The organism is Gemmatimonadota bacterium (assembly GCA_009841265.1).
Taxonomy (GTDB): domain Bacteria; phylum JAAXHH01; class JAAXHH01; order JAAXHH01; family JAAXHH01; genus JAAXHH01.
Map to the genome: position 1 here is coordinate 602,343 of VXMB01000009.1, position 24,915 is coordinate 627,257.

Sequence of the window (24,915 nt, forward strand, 5' to 3'; positions counted from 1 at the left end):
CATTTGTCTTAAAACCGCACACGTAATATATTTCGGTAGCCGCCGATTGTCAAGCAGGGCGGGCAGCGAAAGCCGGATAAACTATGCCGATTCGAGGCAGATATGGCCAGCGCATCAGATCGTCACATCGCCGAGCCCAACGGGGCCGATGGCATCAAGGTCATCGTAACCAACCGGAAGGCGCGCCACGACTACCATTTCCTGGAGACCTGGGAGGCGGGGATCGTCCTGACCGGCACGGAAGTGAAGTCGCTGCGGGCGGGAAAGATCAACCTGACCGACAGCTACGCCGCGGTCGATAACGGCGAGATTTACCTGTACAACGTCCACGTCTCGCGGTACGAGCAGGGAAGCACCTTCAACCACGAACCGAACCGCCGGCGCAAGCTGCTTCTGCATCGCTCGGAAATCCGCAAGCTGATCGGCCGGGTCGTGGAGAAGGGACTCACCCTGATTCCCACAAGGGTCTATTTCAAACGGGGACGCGCCAAGGTGGAGATCGCCCTGGCCAAGGGCAAGAGGGACTACGATCGCAGACGGACCATCATGGAACGGGACGCCCAGCGGGACATGGAACGTACGTTGAAGGGGCGTCCATGACGGAGCGAACGCGGAAGACACCAGGCAGACTGCTCTCCATCATCGGTCTGGCCTGGGGCTTTTCCTTTATTTGTGCGGTCCTGCTTTACGCCATCGTCAGGCTGTTTTCCGTCTCGGTCGACGCGTACATCAACTTCCCGTTCTACTGGTACCACTGGGTGGCGTTGGCCGCCGTGGTGGTGTTCATGGCCCATTCGGAGGGGTACCAGGGTTTTCAGCGGAACTTTTCTCCTCGAGTCGTCGCCCGGGCCTGGTACCTCTATCATCATCCGCGTCCCGTGCTGATCGCGCTGGCGCCGCTGTTCCTCGCCGGCTACATACACATTAACCCGGGCCGCCGGAAAAACATCCTGGCACTGACCATCGGGATCGTGATCCTGATCTTCCTGATCCGGTACCTGCCCCAGCCCTGGCGCGGCATCGTCGACGCGGGCGTGGTCGTGGGACTCACTTGGGGGCTGGTCTCCATGGCCGTCTACGGCATCCGGATGCTGGGATCGCGCCCCTTCGCCTACTCTCCCGAAATCCCAGGGGAAAGCGAGGTGACACAATGAAACGGAACCTGTTGAGACTGCTGGTTGGCGTGATGGCCGCGCTGTGCGTGTTTATCGGACTGACCAGCGGATGTGGACTGGTCGGGGACGGCACGGACACCGACCGGGACAGACCGGTCACGTTCGGCGACTACTGGTACCAGGGCAAGGCGGAGATCACGAGCTATACGCTCAAGCAGGCCCGGTACGGCGAACTCCACGACGGGGACGCGGTGCTCATATTCGTCACGGAGGATTTCTCGGCGCAGAAGCAGGTCAAGCTGGACCGGCCGGAGGAGGCCGGGGACGACGCCGTCAAGGTCCTCAAGTTGAACGCCCTGCGCGAGTTCAATACGGGGGTGTATCCCTATACGGTCATGACGTCGGCTTTCACCCCGGTGTACCGGGACCTCCATCCGAAGACGCTGAAGATCACGACGTCCGTACAGGAATGGTGCGGCCACGCCTTCGTCCAGCTGAACCTGCAGGACGACCGGTACCGCGTGCACCAGTACTCCTATTTCGAAAGCGAAGGCGATCGGGTCGCCGAACTCGAAAACGCTATCCCCGAGGACGAGATCTGGACGACCATCCGCCTGAATCCGGACGCCCTGCCGACCGGAGAGGTATCCATGATTCCGGGTACCCTTTACCAGCGGTTCGACCATACGGCCTGGCGGACCGTCAACGCCACCGCCATCCTGATGCCCGATGCCCGGGAGCCCGGGATCATGGTCTACAACCTGGTTTATTATCCGGATCTCAACCGGACCCTGACCATACGGTTCAAACGGGACTTCCCCCACGAGATCGAATCCTGGGAAGAGGTCGAGATCGCGGCGGACGGAACGACGAAGGAACTCGTCACGACGGCGGTGCGCAACAAGCGGATCATGCTGGACTACTGGACCAAGAACAGCGTTATGGACGTGGGACTGCGCGCGGAGCTTGGGCTGGATGAATGACGACCCGAAATGGCGCGATGACGGAGTGAAAGTCATTCCCGGCGACCGCCTCGATTCGAACACGCCGCAGACGCCGGGCATGTCGCGGGCGGCGGCGATTAACCACGCCCGGACCGGGGCAAGCAAGATCTGGGCGGGCACGGTGACGATCCACCCGAACGCGAAGACCGGCGCGCACCATCACGGCGAACTGGAAAGCGTGATCTACGTGGTGAAGGGACGGGCGAGGATGCGCTGGGGCGAGCGCCTGGAATTCGTGGCGGAAGCGGGACCGGGCGACTTCATTTACGTGCCGCCCTTCGTGCCCCACCAGGAGATCAACGCCCGGACCGACGAACCCCTGGAATGCGTGCTGTGCAGAAGCGGCATGGATCCGGTCGTGGTCAATCTGGACATTGAACCGGTGGAGAAGCCGGAGAACGTGTACTGGGTCGATTCGATCCATCCGGATCCGAACGGCTAATCTGCCCTTCGATTGGCCGCTGCCTGCGACCATCCCTTTTTAAGATATAGCGTATGAACACCGCTTTGCTGCGCTGTCGGAGTTTAGGGCCAGACACTGCAGATGATTTTGCGACGCTGCTGGTTACGCCGCCGCACGGCTGGTGTTGGTGTGTAGCGTGGGATACCCCGAGTTGGGATGGATGGCAGGATCGAAGCGAAGCAGAGAATCAGTGTCTGCGCAGACAACTCTGGGAAGCTGGTTCATACCACGGTCGTGTCTTCTACTTTAAGAACCGGCCTATAGCCTGGTGCCGCGTGGGGCCGCTGTCGGTTTGGCCGAAGCTGTGCGCCACCTTTGAACTGAAACCTGTCGAATCCATATACGCTTTTGTTTGTTTTGGAATATTAGAAAGATATCGGGGTCATGGCTTCATGCATCGAGCGATGGAGTTGGCGTTGGCAGATCTTGCAGCCAAAGGTGTAGAGGAAGTCGAAGGATTTCCACTCAGGCAAAGTCTGACAGACCATCTAGACCCGGGTGAGGTCTGGATGGGGCCGGCTCGGCTGTTCACGTCTGCGGGTTTTGAGATCGTGGATACTAGAGGAGACACGCTGCATATGCGACTGACACTGGCTCCCGAACGGCTGTAATCCCACGGGCACCGCGGTTCACCACAAGCACAGCCCAGTTGTAGCCTTCTTTATCCCGCCGCTACCCATCCTCCCGGTAGACCGCCTCTCTCAACCCCCTGATATAACCGACCGCGTAGAGCCGGCAAAGGGCCGAGTACCCCGGGTGGTCGTTGTCTTCGCCGGAGAGGGTCGGCACGTGGTCCGGGCGCAGCACGCCTTCAAACCCGATATCGCGGTACGCGCGCAGGCATTCCATCATGTCGGTCGGACCGTCGTCGTGGAAGGTCTCCACGTAGTTCTCCACGTCCCCACGCACATCCCGGAAATGGACGAAGAAGATTTTGCGCTGCGCGCCGAAGTGGCGGATGGCCGCGGGCTGGTCGCCGGTCATGAGGGCGAAGTTTCCCTGGCAGAAGGTAACCCCGTTCATGGGACTCGGCACCAGGTCCAGAAGTTTCTGGAAGTTGTCCACCGACCGCATGATCCGTCCGATGCCCCGCAGCGGTGAGAGCGGCGGATCGTCGGGATGCATGGCCATTTCCACGCCGTACTGTTCCGCGACGGGCGTGACCCGCTCGAGGAATTCGTGCAGGGTCTCCCACAACTGGTCTTCGGATACTTCGCCCGCCTCGGTCAACGGCGCGTTTTTCATCATGGCGTGGTCGTAGCCGGTCACGACAGCGCCGCCCCGGGAGGGCACGGTGGAAGAAGTACGTGTCCAGTTCAGGATGGCCATCCAGTTGTAGCACCAGGTCTTGATGCCGACGCGGCCCATGCTCTCGATGAAGGTGCAGACGTTGTCCAGCTCCTCCTCCCGGCCCTCCGTGCCGAGTTTGATGCGGTGCATGGGCGGTGTGCTTTCAATTACGGCCACGTCGAAGCCCGCGTCGTTGAAGTTGTTTTTCATCCGCAGCATGGGCATGTACTCCCAGCCCTTTTCATTGCCCACCGCCGGCGGCATGCTGGTGACCACGTGATCCACACCGATCTGCTTTACCTGGTCCCAGAGCGTGTTGCGGCCGGTACTGAGAATCTCCGCGATCTTGATCATGTATTGCCTTCTCCTTTAATCTTCCGTGACTTCAGTTCGATATCGCGCCTCGGTCCGATTGCGCACCGGTATCAGGCCTCGCCCCGGCTGCGCACCGGATGTTCGATATCAGGCCTCACCCCGGCTGCGCACCGGATGTTCGAGTGCCCTTTCGTAGAGATCCTGCCATTCCTTCGAACCGTCGTCGCGCAAGATCTCGAGGTGGACGCCGTCCGCGTGGGCCGGTCCGTTGCCCTGGATGAAATAGCCGTAGGCACGGTTCATGGGCGCAATGTGAATGCGGGTGCCATCGGGGTAGACCACCGAATTGATGATCCGCGGTTTGGGCTTGTCGAACAGTTCGCCCTTTTCCTTCAAGTCCCGCACCGTATCCTCCGGTACTCTCCACTTCTCCACGGCTTCCTCGTCCACGGTCACGCCCAGACCCGGTTCCTCGGGAACCCGGTGAAAGCCGCCCACGACTTCGATGGGTTGCGTCAGCAGGTGATGGCTGTAGAGGTTGATGCACGTGATGGCCGGCCAGGTGGCGTGGGTCAGCACCGCACCGAGATGGGCGGCCCAGGTCGTGGTGAGCCCGTTGCCCACGAGCTGCAGCCAGAAGGGCATGTTGGCCTCGGCGCTCAGCTGACCCTGCCGCATCACCTCGGACTTCCCGGCGCAGATGACGAAGCCGTCGCAGACCTCTTCTCGGACGGCCGTCATGTAAGGCGGTGAACCGAAGTGCATGGCGATGGGCCGGGGGATGACCTGCCGGAGTTGGCGGTTGCCCAGGATGTCGGTCTGCGGGATGGGGGATTCGAACATGGCCACGTTCTCGTGCTGCGCCAGTTTCTGCATGACGGGCATGGCCGCGGCCGCGTTCTGCATCGTGGCATTGGCGTCGAGGTCCAGCTTGAAGGAACCGGGGATGCCTGTTGCGACGGCGTCCACCTGGGCGAAAATGTCCCACCAGGGCCTCTGCTTTATCTTGAAGCTGGTATACCCCAGGGCCACCGCGTCGCGGGCTTCGGCCAGCCAGTCCGCGGGAGAGGCGTCGATGGACCACCAGGAAATGGGCGACCAGTCCCGGACCTTGTTCCCAAGCAGCTTGAAGCAGGGCACCCCCAGCGCTTTACCCACCACGTCAAAGAGGGCCATCTGCAGTCCGGCGCCGAGCGTGTCATCGTTCATCACGTCGGCCGGACTCTTCCCGATGACCCGGTCCACGGCCTCGTCGGTGACCCGCGCCCAGGTGTAGTGAATGACCGTTTCCCCCCAGCCGGCCAGCCCGGTATCCGTCGTCACCCGGCAAAGCTCAAGGATCGACCAGTTGTAGACCTCGCGCTCGGTAATGCGGGCCTGGCGCTCGGTGAACGGTACGTCCACCACGATGCGTTTTACGTCGACTACCTTCATGCGTAGCTGTCCTCCCGTCGCGGCAGATTCAATTTGTTTCGCGGCGCCCGGTGCCGACGGCTCCAGACCCGGTAGCGCTCGTCCAGCAATCAGATCAGCAGACAGGCGATAACGAGCAGGACCATCAGAGGCAGCAGGCCCATTCCAACACTGGCGCCCGCCGGCATGAGCAGGCTTTCCGGCGCGGTGATTTCCAGGCCGAACAGCAGCGGGATCGTCCGGGCCGCTTCCTCGTTCAACCCCAGCGAGATGGACACCCCGACGTACAGGCTGCCGAAGAGGGCCAGGACCATGACCACGTGGGCCAAATGAGGCAGCCGGCCCCTGGAGAGATCGGCGGGGTCCATGACGTCATGATAGAGCAGGCCCCACTGCTTCACGCGTTTATAAAGTACGGGCAACAACAGCGGACCCAGGATGGCCGCGGTGACGAAGTTGTTGATGGAAATCAGGGGCCCCAGCACGTGGAAGGGCACGAGCCCCAGGATGTCCAGCCCCCAGCCGACCGTTACGCCGCAGGCGACGCTGGCCAGCAGCGTAACGTAGAGATACCGGGCCAGCATGGCCGGGGACCACACACCGGGCTCTTTGCTGGTAAGCATGCGCCATAACCGATAGGGAATGTAACCGAGCAGGAAGTTGCCGACCATGCCGAAGTAGCTGCCCAACCCGTAAGTGCCGCCCATCAGGTCGCCGATCAGGTTGCCGAAGGCGGCGCCCCACGCACCGGCGGGGCCGAACATGAGGGAACAGATGACCGGGAAAACGTTGGCCGGCCTGAGTTCGGTAATACCGGGAATGATGGGAAGGAGCTTGAAGGGAATGAGAACGGCGGCATACATGGCTGCCGTCAGGGCTACCAGGACGACCATCCTGGTATACTTCCACATCGTGATGGCTTCTCGCACGCTACCCCTTCAGGCGCTTTGTTCCAGGCGGTTGATCTCGTCGCGCAGACGGGCGGCATCCTCGTACCGCTCCTCATCGATGGCTGCCTGTAGTTTCTGCCGCGCCGTTTCCAGGGGGGTGCGTGGCTGACGCTTGAACTCCACGGATTCCATCAACTCCTCGGCGGCCACCTGCGCCGCGGGAACCTTGCCTTCTTCACCCGCTTCGGCTTCCAGCTCCTCGATGGACGCGGCGAGTGCGTCCTCGCCGTTTTCGTCCTTGCTCTTGGGCATGCGCTTGCCGGCCGCACGCATGACTTCCTCTTCCACGTAGATCGGGGCGTCGGCACGAAGGGCGAGGGCGATGGCGTCCGTGGGTCTCGAGTCGATGGTCATGGACTGTCCGTTGGCCTTCACGTGTATTTCCGCGATGTAGAACTGCTGCTCGCGCAACTCGGAGATGAGCACGAACTCGATCTCGGCGTCGAAATGATCGAAAACTGAATTCAACAGATCGTGCGTCATGGGCCGTGGCGGCGCTTCTTCGCCGGCGTCGATCTGGCTCTTGATGGCGAAGGCTTCCGCGATGCCGATCAGCAGAATCAGCACCTGCTCCTCCTGCTCGTCGGCCAGCCAGAGTACGGGGGTGGCGTGCAAGGGATAGGGAGGCCCCACATCATATACCTTGAGACGAATCATGTATGCAGTCTTTCTATCGGACCGGGATCAGCCTGGTTTCTGTCGCGGGCGACCACATGCGAGATGACGGGAATGCGCAGACTGAAAGGGGTCAGTCCGCATGTAGATACAATCGTCATCGTAGTGGAAGTTTGGTATACGGATATAATAAACCGGGCGCTCAAAACAGGTCAAGACAAAATGAACCGGCGGTTGTGATTTTCGGCTGCCGGGTGTTTCCGGTCATCCGGTTCTCGAACTTCCCCGCTGGTCGAGAAAAGCGCCGCGCACTTGGGTGAAGAAGGCGAGCGCCGATTCGGTCCGGTAGTCCCGATAGGTCCAGGGCAGCGGGGTGAACTCGCCCCGGGTGTACAGCAGCGTCACCTCGGCGAATATCCCCTTCCCGATATAGATGCGATGGCTGTAGTTCTTGGTGGTCACCAGGACGAGCTGGCCGCCGTTGACGTAACCCGGATCGATGTTCAACCCCCGTCTGGGCATGCCGTCGGACCGTGCCAGACCGGCTTCGAGGTCGTTGCTCGCACGCTTGATTTCCGCGAGGTCCTCCGGGTTCACGAGCGGCCCGAATCCGAGGAACTGCTTGACCAGTCCGGCCCCCATTTCCCGCTCATAGTAGGACGAGAAGGAAAAGTCGAATACCGGACCGGCCAGTTCCACCGCGCCGAACCGGCCGGCCAGGAGCTCGCGGCCCTCCGCCAGCTTCGATTCGTCCTGTCCCATGACGGCGCATACCAGCTTCACGGGATCGGGTTTTGTGGGAGTACCCAAGGTCGAGTCGCTTTCCGGTTAACGCGTTTGTCTCATTGCCACGAAGTGTGCCGGGCTGTATATTCATTCGCCCTTCGTCCGACAGGAAACAGATACCGTTTCAGGGTGGACGTTGTCAACGCTAAACGGGCGGACCTTCAGGACCGGCAGTCTCACTGGAGCATAAATGAATCTCGAACGGTTTTCACTCAAGGACAGGGTCGCCATCATAACCGGCGCGGGAACGGGTATCGGCCAGGGGATCGCGACGGCCATGGCCGAATCGGGTGCCCGGATCGTCCTGGCGGGCCGGACCCGCTCCAGGCTCGAGGGGACGGAGGAGACCATCAAAGGGTTCGGCGGCGAAGCGCTGGTCGTGGAAACGGATGTCTCAGACCGGGACGGCCGGGAATCCCTGGTGGCAACGACCCTGGAAACCTGGAAGCAGATCGATATCCTGGTCAACAACGCGGGGGTGAACGTGCGCACGCCGCCGGAGGACTACCGCGAGGAGGACTGGGACCGGGTCGTGGACACCAATCTGAAGGGCACCTTCTTCCTCACCCAACTCGCGGCCCGGCACATGATCGAGCGAAAGTATGGCAAGATCATACAGATCGCTTCATTGGCCGCCATCACGGGCATTCCCCATATCCCCGCCTACACCGCCGCCAAGGGCGGTATCGCTTCCATGACCTACCAGTTGGCCATCGACTGGGCCCCGTACAACATCAATATCAATTCCATCTGTCCGGGATACATCCGGACGCCGCTGACCCGGCCCGTCGAAGAAAGCGAGCGGGGAACCTACATTTTGAACCGCGTGCCGGCCGGACGCTGGGGCGAGCCGGAGGACATCGCCGGCACCGCCGTGTTCCTGGCCTCACCGGCATCGGATTTTCTCACTGGGCAACTGATCGTGGTGGACGGCGGCTGGATGGCCGGCGGCTAGCCTGCGGCGTCCGCCTGGTAGGTCGCAACGATCGGGGTGCCGACCCGTCCGCGGACCGCTGCCGTTACCCCGCGGCCTCCGCCTGGCTCACCCGGCCCGTACCCGGACGGGGCACCGTGATGAAACCGGTGGCCACCAGGGTCAGGACGGCGACGACCGCCGCGCCGATGAAGACGTGCTGGTAGCCGTACATGACCCATACCAGTCCGCCCAGGGTGGGAATGGACATGGACACCGCGTGGTCGATGGTGACGCCCAGGGACAGGGTCGCGGTGAGATCGTCCTTTTTGACAACGATCTTGCTGGCGTAGGTGGTCCGCGCGATACTGACGTTGAACAGGACCAGGTCGAGCACGAAACTGGCATAGATGAGGTCCACCGCCCATGCACCCAGCCCCATTTCCGCGGCGAAACCGTAGCCCACGCAGACACCGATGAGCAGCACAGCGTCGATCATCAGCACCACTCGTTCCCCGAACCGGTCGATCAGCTTGCCCAGCTGCGGCGCGAAGAACATGCCGATGACGGATGCGACCAGGTGAAGCGAGGCGATGGTGGATACCGGTTTGTCGAAGATGCTGATCAGCACCCACGGTCCGAAGGTGATGAAGATCTGCTTCCGCGCGCCGAAGAGGATGTTCAGCAGGTAGAACAGGGTGTACCGTTTCCGCATGATGAAGGTGGGGCGGTTGCCTGTGTGCCCCTCGATGGGACGCATCGCCAGGTAGCTGTAGACACCCCCCAGGGCCACCAGCGCGGCAAGGGCGAAGACGGGCAGGTAGCCGAGTGAAGTGCCGCCCAGTCCCATCCAGAGCAGGATGCTCCCCAGGATGGCGGCGCCGGTCTGGATGCCGCTCAGGCGCCCCAGCATGGTGGCGCCCCGTCCTTCGCGGGCCAGCCGGAGGGCGATCGTCCGGGTCACAGGCATCTGCAGGTGCATGCCGATGCTCCAGATGATCATCGAGGTGAGCATCAGCCCGTAAAGATCGCCGTAGAGTCCAAGCCCTAGAAACCCCACGGCCATCAGCGCCATGGAGAGGGCGGCCATCTTCAGTTCCGACCAGAAGAAGAGGATGCCGGCGAAGGCGGCCACGAGGAAGCCGGGCAACTCGCGGGGGAACTCGAGCTCGCCGCGGCTCATCGCGTCCATGTGGTAGGTATCGCTGAGGAAGTTGTTGAAGCTGATTTCACCCAGCCCCATCGAAAGACCCATGCTGACCGCGCCAAGCAAGAAGAGGATGAGTTGACGGTCGGCAGATCTGATCCAGGAAAGCAAGGGGGGCTCCGGTCTAGGGCAGATCGAACTTCTTCAGTTCGTCCCGTATTTCGGCGGCCCTTTCGAACTGCTCGTTCTCGACGGCCTCCGTCAATTCCGCCCTCAACTGGTCTTCCTCGGAACGGGGCTGTTGTTTTCGGATCTCCTCGGCCATGTCCCTTAAGACTTTCAGTTCCTGGCTTTCCTTGACCAGGTCGTCCCGGTCGTAGGAGCGAAAGAAAGTCTCAATTTCCTCTATGCCTTCTTCAATATGACCCAGGGCCTTGTCTATATCGCCCGAATCCGTGGCGATCAGGCTTCGCGCCCTGGTGCGGTGCATGATGACGAAGGGACGGTACTGCTCGAGGGACAGGCGGTCGTCGTCGTTCTCCGCATGGGTCCGAACGATTTCCATGATCTGCAGGTTATGTTCGGCGTCCCGGCAGGCTTCATGATAGGATTCCAGTTCGAACATGCAGATGCGCCGGTAGTAATACTGCAGCGATTCCGTTTGCAGGTTCACGCAGTCCTCATGGGAGAGACTGAGTTGCGCGTCCGGCCCCTTATCCGCCTTCTTCTTCTCCAGTTTATCCAGAAAGTGATCCAGCAGGGAGGCCTTCCCGTGGGGTCTTTGTCCGTCCGGCCGGTTCGACCACTCCATCTGCAGGATGCCGAGGTCCACGCGCATCTGGATCCTCGTCCGGCCGTCCTCTCCCTTGAACTTGCGCACGATGAGCTTGTCGGGCCCCGTGTAGTCCCATTCATCGAGTAATCTGCTGATGTCTGGATTCATGTGCCTGGCTCCCGTCTGTAGAATGTGAGGTGCCGAGGGAGGTGGATTCAGACCGAATCAGAGTGCGCTGGTCAGCCTGGTCAGCCTGGTCAGCCCGGCCAGCCCGGACAACGCGCCGACCAGTGTCAGCAGTCCGATTCCCCAGCAATAGTACGAAAACCTGGACAGATTGCCGGCAACTACGATGCGAAGGAGCAGCTTGAGCGCGATGTAACCGCTCACGGCCGCCGTGAGGGATCCCACCGCTACCGCGGACCATTGATCCGGGGGAATGCCGCCCGTATCTCCTGCCTGGACGACGACCGCTCCCAGTATGGCGGGAACCGCCAATAGAAAAGAGTAACGCGCCGCCAGCCGCCGGTCAAGTCCCAACAGCAAGGCGATGGAAATGGTCGTGCCGGACCGTGAGATACCGGGAATCAGCGCCAGCGCCTGGCCCATGCCGATCAGCAGCGCATCGAACCAGTTCGTCCTGCTAAGGTCCCGGCCCGTGTTGCCCGCGTGGCCGGCCTGAGAAGACCCGCCAGGCCGTCCCGGTGGACCCGTCCGGCCCCGCTGGCCGGAGAAACGGGACAACCACAGTATGGTACCGGTGACCAGGAACGCGCAGCCGACATAGGCCGGTGCGGAAAACAGGCGCACCAGCTCGTCCTTCCATCCCAGGCCGAAGACCGCGGCCGGAACCGTGCCCACGGCGAGCAGGAACAGGAGGCGAAGCGCGCCCCGGTCCTCATTGGCATGGCCCGTTGCCGCGCGCCAGGCACCCGAGACCAGCAAGGCGATATCCGATCGGAACACGATCAGGACGGCGATCAGCGTCCCGAGGTGAACCATGACGTCGAAGAGCAACTGGGTTTCACCCGGTCCGCCTGGTCCGCCTGGTCCGAACAGCCACTGGTACACCGCGAGATGGCCGGAACTGCTGATCGGCAGGAATTCCGTGACGCCCTGCAGGAATCCGAGAATCAACGCGTGGTGAAGTGGAATGGGTCACGCTCCCGGGGCTGGCCTGCTCGAGAAGACCGACACGGGGCCATCCCCGCTCAGGAAGGCTGGCGCCTGGGTCTTCTCGAATATCGCCTGCGCGGCTTGCGGCCCTGTGTGCGCCCGCTTCCCGTTTCGGGTTGGTCCTTGGCCTTGGTCTCGGCCTTGGCCGGCGGCTGCTTCGGACTGGAGGCAAAACAGGATCTCACGGCCTGCCAGAACAGAATCAGGGGCAGGGACGGCAGCGCCGCATAGGCCTGGACCGGCGCGCGCATGAACCAGAGTCTGAAGACCACGAAGATCGCAAGACCGGCGATCAGCGCGATCCAGCCCAGGGCGATGGCCGAAGCGACGCCATTCAGGTACACGGCGAGGCCGAAGAACAGCAGTGCCGTGAGCAGCGTCGTGTTAAACGAGGGCATGAAGAGGTTGAAACCGCCGATCACCTGTGCCGCGCTGCGCCATTTCAGGCCATCCATGATCAGGGGCAGTCCGTCGGTGCGGGCGAGCTTCCACCTGGATTTCAGACGTTCGAACGTGGAGCGCACGGGTTTTAAGGACCGGGTACGGTCGTATACCCATGCCTGGTCGGTATACTGGATGACCACGTCGTGGCGTAGCAGCCTGGTTTGAAAACCCAGCACGTTGTCCAGCCGGGGCCTTTTCACGCCGTGTTTTTCTACCAGCCGCCGGGAGACGCACAGTCCGGTTCGATGGATACCTCCGGCCAGACGGAGATTCAACGGCCAGCTCGTAAGCCAGCTGGGCTTCAAGGCGCTTAGCAGCGCCCTGCTCGCCGTATTCCAGGTCCACTTTCTGCCCGTTACGCTGTAACCGGACTGGACGGCCAGTGCGCCCCGGGACAGCTTGTCGCTCATCACGGCCAGGAAGTTGGCGGATATCCTGGACCGGACGTCGAGGATGACGTAGGCGTCGTAGCGGTCTTTCACGGAAAGCCGTTCCAGCACGCCGTGGACCGCATCGTCCGCGTCGGCCCAGCGCTGCTTACCGGGTCCGTAGACGACCGCCCCCTTGCGCCGCGCGATGGTCGGCGTCTGATCCGTGCATTCAACCGGAGCGACGATCACGTCGAACATGCTCCGCGGATACTTGTTCCGGCGCAGATGTTCCACGGTCCTGCCGATCGTGCCTTCGTCGTTCCTCACCGGCACCACCAGGGCGAAGACGTGACGGGGAAAGATCAGCGGTACCTTGCCGCTTCCGCGGATCCGGCCGATGAAGCTCAACAGGAATCCATAGGCCACGAGAACAACCGATCCGGCCAGGACGACCGACTCGAGCAGCGAAAGGTACGTCAAGTCTTACACTCCATGCGCGCGCTGGACCTCTTCAAGTTTGATATCGTTTCAAGCTTGGTATCGTTCATTGTACTGCTTTTTGTAATACGACCTGAAACCGCTTTCGTTCCGGATCTCCCGCCACCACTGCGGGTGGTCCACGTACCACTGCACCGTCCTCTCAAGCAGCGCGTCGAAGTCGAGCGACGGGCGCCATCCCAGGGCCTGGATGCGGCCGCAGTCCAGGGCGTACCGCAGATCATGCCCGCTCCGGTCCGGGACGAATTCGCGCAGGTCCGCAGGCCGGTCGAGGACTTCCAGGACACGGGCGGCCAGATCCCGGCCGTTGACTTCGCGGTTCGTGCCCACGTTGTACGCGTTCCCCGCCTCGCCGGACCTGAGCACCCGGTCGATGGCGGAACAGTGGTCTTCCACGTACAGGTAGCTGCGTACCGCGCTTCCGTCGCCGTACACCGGCAGCGGCTTGTACTCCAAGGCGTTCGTGATGAACAGCGGCAGGACCTTCTCCGGGTACTGATAGGGTCCGACGGTGTTCCCGCCCCGCGTGATCAGCACGGGCATGCCATAGGTGGTGAAGTAGGATTGGACGAGCAGATCCGCGGCCGCCTTGCTCGCGGCATAGGGACTGCGGGGCGCGAAGGCGTCGCTCTCCATCGAAAAACCCGCCGGTACGTGGCCGTACACCTCGTCGGTGGACACCTGCAGAAAGCGCTTCACTTCCACGCGCCGCGCCGCTTCGAGCAGGACGTAGACCCCGTTGTAATTAGTTTCGATGAAGGAGGATGGGTCGAGGATGGATCGATCGACATGGGATTCGGCCGCGAAGTTGACGACCGTGTCGACTCCGCGCATCGCATCGTCGACCGTGTCCCTGTCCCGGATATCCCCGTGAACGAACCGGAACCGGTCCGTACCCACGCAGTCGTCGATATTGGCCAGACTGCCGGCGTAGGTCAACGCATCGAGCACCACGACCTGCGTCTCGGGACGGTGTTTCAGTGCGTATCGAACGAAGTTACTGCCGATGAACCCGGCTCCACCGGTAACCAGCATGGCATCCATAGAAAACCTGGCTCCTCAGGATTTGATCCGTCCATCGTCCGAATAGCCGCGGTTCTCCCAGTATCCCTTGTGGTTCTTGCGGGTGACTTCGATCCGGGTAATCCACTTGACCTGCTTGTATCCATACATGCCGGGCATGACCAGGCGCACGGGCGAGCCATGTTTGGCCCACAGCGGCTCGTGGTTCATCTCGAGGGCCAGCATGCTGCTCTTCTTCATCGCCTCGCCCACGGGAACGCTGCTCTCATATTCGTCCGCCCCGTAGAAAATGACGTCACGGGCCTCCGGATCCATGCCCGCCTTATTAAGCAGATCGCGCAGCCGCACGCCGACCCACCGGGCTCTTCCCTGGGCGCCGCCGACGCAACGCAGGATGCTCTCCTGCGTGACCTGCGGCCACTCTTGCAGTTCGTCGTACCGCAATGCAAATGGAGTCGAAACGGCGCCTTCAATCTCGAGCCGTTCTTTTTCGACGTCGATTTTCGGTGGAAAGGAGACAATGGCTACGGCGAAGAACCTGCGCAGGGGAGTCAGTTCCTCTTCGTCCTTTTCAACAGGTACAAACAGGGGGCCGGCTACGGAATGAAACGTGGGAAGCATGGCTCCGCCGGCAACGAGTCCGGCCGCGAGGGTCTCCAGGAAATGTCGGCGGTCCATAAACGGGTCCTGTCGGGATCGGGATGGGTCCGAGCCGGATGGGATTGTGCAGCCTGACTGCAGATACGGATACCGGATTCACCGCGGGTCCTATCTCCGCGCCTGTCATAAGCTTACACACGTGTAGTACGTCTGTCAAGGCATTTGGGGACAGTAACGGGGGAATGGATCGGCGTGAGAAACGCAAGGCAGCATCGGGGTTTGATAAATGGACGGCCAGGGATTAAAATACTAGAGAGGATCGGCAAGAAAAGAGCATGGTTCGGTGTATGCGGGTGACTTCGAGATACTATATCCCGCGAAATCCTACGAGGAAGGACAGCAACATGTCGCTCGAAAACAAGACGGTCGTCATTACCGGCGCGGCGATGGGCATCGGACGGGCGGCGGCCCTGTGCTGTGCGGAGGCCGGGGGACGGACCGTCCTGGCCGATATCGAGGAAGCCGGGTTGAAGGAGACCTTCGGCGATATACACGCCGCGGGCGGCGAGGCTTCCTGCCAGGTGGTGGACGTTTCGGACGCCCGGCAGGTTGAGGCGCTGATGGCGGGCGCGGTCGAAGACTTCGGACGGATCGACGCGCTCATCAACTGCGCGGGCATCCTCGAGGGCGCCTTCGTGCCCGTGGACGAGCTGGACGAAGCAGTGTGGCAGCACGTGATGGACGTCAATCTGAAGGGGTCCTTTCTTACCTGCAAGTTCGCCGCGGCCGTAATGAAGGAACAGCAAAAGGGCGTCATCGTCCTGTTGTCCTCCGGCGCCGGCGTCCGGGGGGGCAGTTCATCGGTGGCTTACGGGACCAGCAAGGGGGCCGTGCACGGGCAGGCGGTCATCCTCGAGAGCCAGCTTTCGCCGTTCGGCATACGCGTTCACGCGGTCTGTCCGGGAGGGATCGCGACGCCCATGAAGCTAAGGAACATCGCCCAGGCGGCCGAATCCCAGGGCGGGTCGGTGGAAGAAGCGCTCAAGCAGGCGGATGCATACCTGGGCGACGCCGAGGGCGTGGGCAGGATCCTGGCCTTCCTCGTATCCGACGAGGCCGACCACCTGCGCCAGACTGTCTTTACACGATAAGCGCGAGCAGTGGTGGCCCGGTCATCGGTCCGGTGCCGCGGACGCAAAGGCGTAGCACACCTCGTGGTGGTATACGCCATCCGGTTGCAGGATGACCGACGGCCATCCAGGCGATCCCTGTCGGTTGACCGCATCCGGAAAGGCCTGTGTCTCCAGGCAGAAGCCGTGGTGCCTGCCATACACGGCGCCTTGCTTCCCGGTGAGTGCATCGGTCAGGTTGTTTCCCGTGTAGAACTGTACGCCCGGTTGATCGGTCCGGACCGCCATGGCCAGGCCCGAACGGCGGGAAGCTACCTGAGCGGCCGGCCTCACCCGCCCGCCCGCGTCGCGCAGGACGAAGTTGTGGTCGTAACCCCCTGGACCTCCCGTTCCGTCGGGCTCCTGCAGACCCGGCGAAGAAATCGCGTCCATCTCCGCGGCGATGGTCTTCGGTCCCGTGAAGTCGAAGGACGTGCCGGCGACCGGCCTGATTTCCCCCGTTGGAATGAGATGGCGGTCGACGGGCGTGTAGGCGTCGGCGAACAGCGTAACCTCGTGGTCCAGCACCGGTCCGGCGTGGTGCCCGTTCAGGTTCCAGTAGGAATGATTGGTCAGGTTCACCACCGTGGACCGGTCCGACCGTGCCTCCATCGAAATCCGTAGTTCGTCGTCACCGGTCAGGGTGTAGGTAACCGTCGTTTCAACGGTGCCAGGATATCCTTCCTCCCCGTCCACGCTCGTATAGGTCATCGCGACGAAGGGTCCTTCTTCTCGCTGGCCGAAGTCTACCGGCTCCCAGACTTGCTTGTCGAATCCGCCCGGTCCCCCGTGGATGTGATTGGGTCCGGCCCCGTCGTTGATCGCCAGGTGGTAATCTCTTCCTTCCAGCGTGAACCTTCCGCCGGCGATCCGGTTGGCGCAGCGTCCGACCGTGGCGCCGAAGAACGGATGACCGCCCAGGTATTCCTCGAGCGTGTCGAATCCAAGTACCACATCCACGAGACGTCCTGCCGCGTCTGGGATCTCCAAGGACTGCAAAATCGCGCCGTAATTAGTTACATGCGCGGCCGCACCGCTCGCCCCGTTCAACGTGTAGAGAAAAACGGGCCGGGACCGGAAAGCACCCCAGATGGTCTCTTCAACAGCACCCATCGCACTTGCCTCCTCAAATCGAAAATACACGACAGCATAAGCTCGATCAATGAAATGTCAAGACGGTACGGGTCCGTGGATTCGAGAGATGGTTCATCACTCCGACTGATATGAGTGAGGATCGCGGGTCGCCTGCGAAATGGAATCTGATGATGAAGACGATGAACCATTGGTGAGAGGAATCTATCTCGTGGCCGAAACACATTCGGCGGTTTGTCCGGCCCCGTTCTCATCGGACGAGATTTCCCGGTGGGAACGAAAGGGCCGTGGACTGGCGATTTTCCGGTGTCCCGACCCGTTTTCCCTGCCTGAAGTCGAGTCCAGGCCCGGTACGGCCATCCTGGTCGATCCGGATGAAGAACAGGAGATACCGGGCGATCCCGACCGCCTTGTGCTGAAGTTGACGTCACGGTGCACGCCCCATCTGAACAGCCTGGTGAATTGCATCGTGCTTCCGGCGTACAGGCGGTACATCCCCCTGTACCTGTTCGCCTCATGGAACGCGGAGGACCTGGTCACCGGGGCGGTCCCAGTACCGGACAAAGAAGAAATCGAAGCGGCGATGTTGCCACTCGTGAAAGAACAACTTCAGTCTCTCCTGGCTTTCACCTGCGCCGTTTTTCCTGATACCGAGGCGCTGTATTCGTCGGCGAAGCCCTGGCTGACTCCCGTGGAAGTCATGATGCACGAAGGACTTACCCGGTCAGGCCTGCCTCACCGGCTTCACGTGCGGCGGGGACCGGCCTGCGTCGACGCGTTGGTCGGCGACCCGCACGATGGCGACCCGTACGATGGCGACCCGCACGATGGCGCCGTTGCGGTGGAGATCGACGGCAGGGAGTTTGTTCGTGACGACCAGATTCGGCGGGACACGGTGCTGACCGAGAAACACGGCATACGAGAGGTCGTCCGATTCAGCGGGAGTGAAGTCGTGCACGATCTCGACGCCTGTGTCGAAAAGGTACGTTCGACGCTGACGGGACGAGGACGTGGATCCAGCCGCGAACATGAAACCGATCGAGAAACTGAAACCGGCCGCGGAAACGAGCCGTCAATCCAGATGCCTGACCCGAATCCAAGCCTGGCAGGGGAGCAAGCCAGTTGCCTGAACCCCCGGGCCGGCGTGGTGCTCACTCTCGCCCCGGCGGGCTCCGGCAAGACGCGGGTGTTGACGCGCCGGGTGGTGGAAGCCGTTCGGGGCGGCATAAAACCCGGTCGGATACTGTGCGTGGTCTTCAACAAGGCGGCGAGCGAGGTGATGTCCGAGCGTATACACGGCGATGCCGGACTGCCAGGCGTCCATATCCGCACGTTGCACAGCCTGGGATACGAGATCTGCAGGCAGGCGCCGGACAGCCCCTACGCGGGCTACGGCGTCGTTACCGATCAGACGCTGCCGGGCGGGTTGACCGATCTTTTCAGAAAGGTGCTGAAGGCGGATTTCGAGCAGCACGCCTCAGCCGCGCCCTATCCCTTCCCCGAGCATCTCGTCGTCGCGTACGAGGAAGCGGCTTCACAGCACAGGAGAACGCTGGTGTCCGCCGGTGCAGACGACACCTGTGTCGAGATCGAAGGATTCGACGGGCGCCAGGCGCACAGAATCCGCGAAGAAGTGGATCGCCGGATGAACGCGAAAGCCCTGATGACTTTCGACGAGCAGTTGTTCCGGGCCGTGGAAATCCTCCTGGAGCATCCCGCTGCCCGTACGGTCTACCAGCACCGCTTCGATTCGGTCCTCGTGGACGAGGTCCAGGACCTTACCCCCGTACAGTTCCTGATGCTCCGGCTGCTCTCCCTGCCCCTGAACAACCTGTTCGCGGTGGGCGATGACGACCAGATGATCAACACCTTCACCGGGGCGGACCCCGAGAACATCCGCTCGTTTCAGCGGTGGTATCCGGGCGCGGCGATCCACACCCTGGGCGCGAATTACCGGTGCAGGCCGGACATCGTAACCCGTTCCGCCAGCGTCATTTCCCACAACGTCAACCGGTTCGAAAAGCCCATCCGTCCCGTACAGGTCCAGACCGGACCGGGCAGGGACACCATCCGGGTCATCGCATGTCCATCGCTGGAAGCGGAAACCGATGCCGTGGTACGCACGATTCGCCGGTGGAAAAAACGGGGTTACGGTTACGGGGACATGGCCGTCCTGGTCCGGGTCCAGTCGATCTCGGCGCCTCTGCAGACCGCGCTAAAGGAGGCGGACCTGCCCTACGACCCGATGGACGCCGGCGCACTGTTCCAATCCCACGCGGGAAGGACCCTGGGCGCGTACTTTGACGTTATCGCCCGTGATGAGCGGGCCGATCCCCGGTCCTACGCCCTCAGCCTTTCCTTCCCCTCCAGGGCACTCTCCAATGAACAGCTGCGCGAAGCGGCGGCGCTCGGCCACCGGTTCTTCGACCGAGCGGACAGTCTGACCAGTGAGCGAACCGACGGTCCGCGGGATGAGGTGGTCGCCAATGTAGAGACCTACCAGGATAATATCGAAGTCCTGCGCGGCGTCTATGCGTCGCCAGACGGGTCTCCTGTTGGATTTCTGAATGAATTGCTGGAGCGAACGGGCCTTGGCGCATACTACAAGAGGCAGGAGGAGAACAGCCGGCAGCGCATGGCCACATCCGCCGCGGAATACATCGATTCGATACGCGAGATAGCCGCCCGGCATGTATGCAAGAAAGCATTCGTGGATACGTACCTGGAGGCCATGGCGTCCGAAGCCGCCGCGGACCAGATGGACCGCGTTCATCCTGGTGTGTCCCGGGACGATCGCATTACCGTTACCACGATTCACCGGAGCAAGGGAGACGAATACAAGGGCGTAATCCTCTTCCACGTGGTGGAGGATATCCTGCCCCACCGGCGGATGACCGGTTCAGAAGCGGATGTCGAGGAGGAACGGCGTGTATTCTACGTTGCCCTGACGCGGGCCGAGGAAAGGCTGTGCATCACGACGCAGCGGAAGCATCCTTCCCGGTTCCTGGCCGAGATGAAGACTGCCGGTGGAGGTAGCCGACCGATGGGCTTACGCGGACAGCTGAAATGCCTCCGTGAACGGCTGTCGCGCGTCCGTCCGAGTTCGATAGCACGATCCGTCCTGGGCCGCTGCCGCCAGATGCTACCTTGACCCACCCGCCGCATCCACCGGCCAGATCTCGAGTCCGCCTGGGGTCAGGACGGCATACGACCGGGCCAGGTTCGCCACGGGACAGCTGTGAACCGGCACCACGCGGATCTTCGAACCGATGGCCAGATCCAGTCCGTTGCGGCCGACCATGCCGTGCTCTTCCGAGACTTTTTCCACGATCATCTCGGAGTCGGGTTCCGGGAAGCCCGATGCCGGGTAGGCCAGGCCGAAACCCTGGTTGCCCGTCATGCCGTGGACGCCCGTATCAGAAGTCAGCGTCTTCGACCCGGCGTCCGTCACGAAATAGTGTTCGTTCCTGCTGATCACCGTGGCCAGCACGGTCAACGCGACATCGGCAACCCGGGCTACGCCCACGCGGACGGGGAGCAGGTCGAGAAAAACATAATTTCCGGGCCGGATTTCCGTAATCCCGTCGAAACATTCCGCGGCGAGGACGGCCGGCGTGGCGCCCACGGAGACCTCTCGGACCGGAAGGCCGTCCGACTGCAAGGCGTCGCGCACCGCGACCATGGTGCGCCGCTCCGCTTCCGCGACCTCGGCGGCTTCTGCCCTCGACTTCGAACCGTACACGTGACCGGCGTGGGACAGGATGCCTCGGAATTCCAGATTGGCATGATCGTGGATCATCCCGGCCAGTTCCCCGATATGCGGGTCGTCAGGCAGCAGTCCGCACCGGTGCAGCCCCACGTCGATTTTAAGGAACAGTCCGACGGTCCGGTCGTGGGCCGCTGCTCGCTCGCCCGCCACCTGGATGCCTTCCTTCGAGTCGGTCACCACCCGCACATCAGCGCCTTGATCCCGCGCAGCGGACAGCAGCCGGTCCCACTTCGATGGCGATACCACCGGCCGGGCGACGGTGATGGACTCGAACCCGCCCTCGATGAAGACCTGCGCCTCGTCCACCGTGGCGACGGTGACGCCCGATGCACCCAGGCCGATTTGTCTCCGGCCGATTTCAAGGGACTTGTGGGTCTTGATGTGGGGACGCAGCGAGACGCCGTGCCGGTCCGCCAGGTCCTGCATGGCGCGCAGATTGCCCATCATCCCGGTCTCATCGAGCAATATGGCGGGCGTTTCCACCTCACTGAGCATGTAGTCTGTGTTCATTGTTGAATCCCTAGTGATATTCCTAGATTATACGCAGCGCGTCAACCCCGCGGCGCGTGTCCGATCGATCATCCTCCAAGGCCATCCTTCAAGGCCATCCTCCAAGACCATTCTTCCGGCCGCCGTTCGTGCGGTTTTCCAACTTGACACGGCATACAGGCGAATGACACATTTTCCGCGTGACCAACGGAGTACGATTTACGCTTCACCTCGGGGAGCATGGCATGGATCGACAGAACACAGCGGACCTGGCAAGGCTGTATGTCGAACGATCGAATCGTCACGTGCTGGACGAGGTGTTTCCCCTGTTCGACCCTGAAGCCACCTATCGGTCGTCGCAGTTCGGCCTGTTCGAGGGCCTGGATCAGATCCGGGACATGATGACCGGTTTCTTTACCACCTTCCCCGACGTGCACTGGACGGTGGACGACTATCGCGCAGAATCCGACGACACGGCAACCTTCGAATTCACGATGCGGGCCAGTAATGCCGAAACCGGACAGCCCGTGGAGCGCCGGGGGCTTGAAACGATCACCTTCACGGAGGAAGGACTGATCCGCCACGTCGAGGTCGAAGTTGCGCAGTCGGATTGACTGGCGGTAGTACCGACGGGCCGGCCGCTGTCATCCAACCGCGCTGTTCTGCAGATAGTCTCCTATTCATGCATCCCTTACTCCCCGAAATACTTAGCGCGGAAGAACGCATCAGGTCCCACGTCCTGCAAACGCCCCTGATCCACTCCATGCCGCTTTCGGCCAAATCAGGGGCGGATGTCTTCTTGAAGATGGAAAGCGAGCAGCACACCAATTCCTTCAAGGCGCGCGGGGCCATGAACAAGGTACTGTCGCTGACCGGCGAGGAGAGGTCACGGGGCGTGGTGACGTCCTCGACGGGCAATCATGCGCAGGGCGTCGCCCGGGCCTGCATGATCACCGGCTGTCCGGGGACCATCTATCTGCCCAACGGCGTCGATCCTTCCAAGATAGAAGCGATCAAACAGTATCCGGTAGACTTGGCCTTCCACGACGGCAACCCGCTCGAAACGGAGTTGCACGCCAAGCAGGAGGCCGCCGTCCTGGGCAGGACGTGGATTTCGCCGTACAACGATCCGCAGATCATCGGCGGCCAGGGTACCATCGGCATAGAACTATCGCAGCAACTGCCCTCCATCGACGATGTGTTCGTTACCGTTGGCGGCGGCGGGCTGATCGGCGGGATCGCCGTCTATCTGAAGGCGCACAGCCCGGGTACGCGGATCATCGGCTGTCAGCCCGAACAATCGGCGGCCATGTATCACTGCGTTCGCGCGGGCCGCATCGTGAGCACCGAGCACGGCGAGACACTGTCCGACGGTTCGGCAGGCGACGTGGAGCCGGGATCGATCACCTTCCCGGTATGCCGCGACCTTGTCGACGATTACATCCTGGTCTCGGAGGAGGAAATCGGCGAGGTCATCCGGTTCATGGTCGATGCGCATCATAAGATTGTCGAAGGCGCCGCCGGCGTCGCCGTGGCGGCCCTGCTGAAACGAAAAGACGAATTCCGTGGACGAACCGTGGCCATCGTCGTCTGCGGCGCAAACATCGCCGCCTCGACGCTCAGGACCGTACTGGCTTCCTGAGTTTACCAGGTTAAATCCTACATGTTCTAAACGTCTCCTTGAAGTCTCCTTGGCATCTTCTTAAAAACGGAAAGGTCCCATGTCCCAGTCACTTCCGAACATCCTGTTCATCATGTCCGACGACCACGCGTCGCACGCCATCAGCGCCTATGGCAGCCGGATCAACCGGACGCCCCATATCGACCGGATCGGATCGGAAGGCATGCGGTTCGACAACTGCTTCTGCACCAATTCCATCTGCACGCCCAGCCGGGCGGCCATTCTGACGGGCACGTACAACCACGTAAACGGCGTCACCACCCTGTCCACCCACCTGGACGGCAGGCTGCTGAACTATCCCAAGGTGCTGCAGGAACACGGGTACCAGACGGCGGTGGTGGGCAAGTGGCACCTGGGGCACGGCGGTATCCACGACCCCACGGGCTTCGACTACTGGAACGTCCTGCCCGGCCAGGGCCTGTACCACGACCCCGAGATGATCGAGATGGGAGAGCGGTCGACGCGAAGGGGGTACACCACCGACCTGATCACCGATTGTTCGCTGGATTGGCTTCGAGGGCGCGACCGGGACCGCCCCTTCTGCCTCATGGTGCATCACAAGGCGCCGCACCGGCCCTGGGAGCCCGATGACAAGCACGCCGCGATGTATGAAGACGAGGATATCCCGGAGCCTGAGACCTTCGACGACGACTATTCGAACCGGTCCCAGGCCGCCGCGGCCGCACGGATGCGCGTCGAACGCGATCTCAACGCCGAGGACCTGAAGGTGCCCGTGCCGGAGGGCCTTCCACCCGCCGAAAAGAAAAGCTGGAAGTACCAGCGGTACATCAAGGACTACCTGCGGTGCGTGGCCTCGATCGACGACAACGTGGGCAGGCTGCTGGACTTCATCGACGAGGAGGACATCGGAGAGAACACCATCGTGATCTATACGTCCGACCAGGGGTTCTTCCTCGGCGACCACGGCTGGTACGACAAGCGCTTCATGTACGAGGAATCCCTGCGCATGCCCTTCCTGATCCGCTACCCGAGGGAGGTGGCGCCGGGCAGCGTGAACGGCGACATGATCCTGAACGTGGACTTCCCTGCGACCTTCCTGGACTGTGCCGGCGTGGACATACCGTCCTCGTTCCAGGGTCGCTCGTTCCGGCCCCTGCTGTGTGGCGAGACCCCGGCCGACTGGCAGACGTCCATGTACTACCGGTACTGGATGCACGGCGCACACCACAACGTCTGCGCCCACTACGGCGTGCGGACCCTGCAGTACAAGCTGATCTACTATTACGGCGATCCGCTCGGACAGGAAGGCGCGATCGGTCCGAAGACGCAGCCGGAATGGGAACTCTTCGATCTCGAGAAGGACCCCTGCGAGATGAACAGCGTGTACACGGATCCCGAGTACGCGGAGGTGGTCGCGGAGTTGAAGGCGGAGCTGGCAAGGCTGCAGGAGAAAGTAGGGGACGTGCCGTACGGCGCTCATCAAATCGATTGATTTATTGGAGTATGTTTATCAATTTTGTGGCTTAAAAAAACGGACAAGCGATTCGTGTGTCTCCCGAGCATTACCATGAACGATCCCATCACCCCCCAGCGAGATTTTGCTTGAGGAATATCTCAAACCTGTGGGCATTTCGTAGAACGCCATGGCGCGAGCCATCGGGGTTGCACCGCGTGCGATCAATGAGATTGTGCGCGGTCGGCGGTCGATTACGCCATCCATGTCGATCCGCTTTGGGGCCTTTTCAATCAGTCAGATCACTTTTGGAAAGGGATACAGGTGGAATGCGACTTCAGAGAGCTGGCCAGTGACAGACTGCGAATCATTGACGGGATCCAACCCGCGCGACCTCACTGGC

At 61.8% G+C, this 24,915-nt stretch carries 23 protein-coding genes and 1 pseudogene; 11 read left to right on the plus strand and 13 right to left on the minus strand.

Going from position 1 to position 24,915, the window contains the following annotated elements; all coding sequences use genetic code 11:
• Positions 1-102 precede the first annotated feature (102 nt).
• Genes smpB through F4X08_07550 form a run of 4 tightly spaced genes read left to right on the plus strand, consistent with a single transcriptional unit; the run spans position 103 to position 2,561 of the window.
• On the plus strand, positions 103-600 hold the full coding sequence (gene smpB / locus F4X08_07535) for an SsrA-binding protein SmpB (GenBank protein ID MYD25650.1): 498 nt from the start codon (positions 103-105) through the stop codon (positions 598-600).
• Positions 597-1,154, plus strand: a complete 558-nt coding sequence (locus tag F4X08_07540; GenBank protein ID MYD25651.1) for a hypothetical protein — start codon at positions 597-599, stop codon at positions 1,152-1,154. The genes smpB and F4X08_07540 overlap by 4 nt, the downstream gene beginning before the upstream one ends.
• On the plus strand, positions 1,151-2,098 hold the full coding sequence (locus F4X08_07545; protein MYD25652.1) for a hypothetical protein: 948 nt from the start codon (positions 1,151-1,153) through the stop codon (positions 2,096-2,098). The genes F4X08_07540 and F4X08_07545 overlap by 4 nt, the downstream gene beginning before the upstream one ends.
• On the plus strand, positions 2,091-2,561 hold the full coding sequence (locus F4X08_07550) for a cupin domain-containing protein (GenBank protein MYD25653.1): 471 nt from the start codon (positions 2,091-2,093) through the stop codon (positions 2,559-2,561). The genes F4X08_07545 and F4X08_07550 overlap by 8 nt, the downstream gene beginning before the upstream one ends.
• 693 nt (positions 2,562-3,254) lie before the next feature.
• Here the strand turns inward: F4X08_07550 and F4X08_07555 are convergent.
• The 5 genes from F4X08_07555 to F4X08_07575 all read right to left on the minus strand — a co-directional run bounded on the left by F4X08_07555 (position 3,255) and on the right by F4X08_07575 (position 7,975).
• Complete coding sequence (locus F4X08_07555; protein ID MYD25654.1) at positions 3,255-4,226, minus strand: TIM barrel protein; 972 nt, start codon at positions 4,224-4,226, stop codon at positions 3,255-3,257.
• Between the two features lie 108 nt (positions 4,227-4,334).
• Positions 4,335-5,621, minus strand: a complete 1,287-nt coding sequence (locus tag F4X08_07560) for an enolase (GenBank protein MYD25655.1) — start codon at positions 5,619-5,621, stop codon at positions 4,335-4,337.
• A gap of 89 nt (positions 5,622-5,710) precedes the next feature.
• On the minus strand, positions 5,711-6,529 hold the full coding sequence (locus tag F4X08_07565) for a QueT transporter family protein (GenBank protein ID MYD25656.1): 819 nt from the start codon (positions 6,527-6,529) through the stop codon (positions 5,711-5,713).
• Between the two features lie 9 nt (positions 6,530-6,538).
• Positions 6,539-7,207: a bifunctional nuclease family protein gene (locus tag F4X08_07570; protein MYD25657.1), complete on the minus strand. Its 669-nt coding sequence runs from the start codon at positions 7,205-7,207 to the stop codon at positions 6,539-6,541.
• A gap of 222 nt (positions 7,208-7,429) precedes the next feature.
• Complete coding sequence (locus F4X08_07575) at positions 7,430-7,975, minus strand: DUF4416 family protein (protein MYD25658.1); 546 nt, start codon at positions 7,973-7,975, stop codon at positions 7,430-7,432.
• 166 nt (positions 7,976-8,141) lie between these two features.
• Between F4X08_07575 and F4X08_07580 the strand changes: the two genes are divergently transcribed.
• Positions 8,142-8,906 carry a glucose 1-dehydrogenase gene (locus tag F4X08_07580; GenBank protein MYD25659.1) on the plus strand — a complete coding sequence of 255 codons (765 nt, stop codon included), beginning with the start codon at positions 8,142-8,144 and terminating at the stop codon, positions 8,904-8,906.
• A 64-nt stretch (positions 8,907-8,970) separates the two neighbouring features.
• Here F4X08_07580 and F4X08_07585 read toward each other — a convergent pair whose 3' ends face one another.
• The 6 genes from F4X08_07585 to F4X08_07610 are packed head-to-tail and all read right to left on the minus strand — an operon-like array spanning position 8,971 to position 14,976.
• Positions 8,971-10,182 (minus strand): MFS transporter, encoded by a 1,212-nt coding sequence (locus tag F4X08_07585; protein ID MYD25660.1) that lies wholly within the window; start codon positions 10,180-10,182, stop codon positions 8,971-8,973.
• A gap of 13 nt (positions 10,183-10,195) precedes the next feature.
• Positions 10,196-10,954 carry a hypothetical protein gene (locus F4X08_07590; GenBank protein ID MYD25661.1) on the minus strand — a complete coding sequence of 253 codons (759 nt, stop codon included), beginning with the start codon at positions 10,952-10,954 and terminating at the stop codon, positions 10,196-10,198.
• 57 nt (positions 10,955-11,011) lie between these two features.
• Entirely contained in the window at positions 11,012-11,941 is a 930-nt protein-coding gene (locus F4X08_07595) for an undecaprenyl-diphosphate phosphatase (GenBank protein MYD25662.1), read from the minus strand.
• A gap of 56 nt (positions 11,942-11,997) precedes the next feature.
• Entirely contained in the window at positions 11,998-13,257 is a 1,260-nt protein-coding gene (locus F4X08_07600; protein MYD25663.1) for a glycosyltransferase family 2 protein, read from the minus strand.
• 48 nt (positions 13,258-13,305) lie between these two features.
• Complete coding sequence (gene rfbB / locus F4X08_07605) at positions 13,306-14,319, minus strand: dTDP-glucose 4,6-dehydratase (GenBank protein MYD25664.1); 1,014 nt, start codon at positions 14,317-14,319, stop codon at positions 13,306-13,308.
• 15 nt (positions 14,320-14,334) lie between these two features.
• Positions 14,335-14,976 (minus strand): molybdopterin-dependent oxidoreductase, encoded by a 642-nt coding sequence (locus tag F4X08_07610; protein MYD25665.1) that lies wholly within the window; start codon positions 14,974-14,976, stop codon positions 14,335-14,337.
• Between the two features lie 257 nt (positions 14,977-15,233).
• Here F4X08_07610 and F4X08_07615 point away from each other — a divergent pair, with 257 nt between their 5' ends.
• On the plus strand, positions 15,234-16,049 hold the full coding sequence (locus F4X08_07615) for an SDR family oxidoreductase (protein ID MYD25666.1): 816 nt from the start codon (positions 15,234-15,236) through the stop codon (positions 16,047-16,049).
• A gap of 21 nt (positions 16,050-16,070) precedes the next feature.
• On the opposite strand, the gene F4X08_07620 is transcribed toward F4X08_07615, so the two are convergent.
• Positions 16,071-17,180 (minus strand): galactose mutarotase, encoded by a 1,110-nt coding sequence (locus F4X08_07620; GenBank protein ID MYD25667.1) that lies wholly within the window; start codon positions 17,178-17,180, stop codon positions 16,071-16,073.
• Positions 17,181-17,319: 139 nt separating this feature from the next.
• Between F4X08_07620 and F4X08_07625 the strand changes: the two genes are divergently transcribed.
• The gene (locus tag F4X08_07625; GenBank protein MYD25668.1) at positions 17,320-20,310 is read left to right on the plus strand and encodes an ATP-dependent helicase; all 2,991 of its coding nucleotides are present in this window, start codon (positions 17,320-17,322) and stop codon (positions 20,308-20,310) included.
• Here the strand turns inward: F4X08_07625 and F4X08_07630 are convergent.
• Positions 20,302-21,438, minus strand: a complete 1,137-nt coding sequence (locus tag F4X08_07630; protein MYD25669.1) for an alanine racemase — start codon at positions 21,436-21,438, stop codon at positions 20,302-20,304. The genes F4X08_07625 and F4X08_07630 overlap by 9 nt on opposite strands.
• A 224-nt stretch (positions 21,439-21,662) precedes the next feature.
• Here F4X08_07630 and F4X08_07635 point away from each other — a divergent pair, with 224 nt between their 5' ends.
• The 4 genes and pseudogenes from F4X08_07635 to F4X08_07650 all read left to right on the plus strand — a co-directional run bounded on the left by F4X08_07635 (position 21,663) and on the right by F4X08_07650 (position 24,860).
• The gene (locus F4X08_07635; GenBank protein ID MYD25670.1) at positions 21,663-22,031 is read left to right on the plus strand and encodes a nuclear transport factor 2 family protein; all 369 of its coding nucleotides are present in this window, start codon (positions 21,663-21,665) and stop codon (positions 22,029-22,031) included.
• Between the two features lie 68 nt (positions 22,032-22,099).
• Positions 22,100-23,059, plus strand: a complete 960-nt coding sequence (locus F4X08_07640) for a threonine/serine dehydratase (GenBank protein ID MYD25671.1) — start codon at positions 22,100-22,102, stop codon at positions 23,057-23,059.
• A gap of 79 nt (positions 23,060-23,138) precedes the next feature.
• Positions 23,139-24,551, plus strand: a complete 1,413-nt coding sequence (locus tag F4X08_07645; GenBank protein ID MYD25672.1) for a sulfatase — start codon at positions 23,139-23,141, stop codon at positions 24,549-24,551.
• An 82-nt stretch (positions 24,552-24,633) separates the two neighbouring features.
• Positions 24,634-24,860, plus strand: a pseudogene (locus tag F4X08_07650) (HigA family addiction module antidote protein).
• The last annotated feature ends 55 nt before the right edge of the window (positions 24,861-24,915 follow it).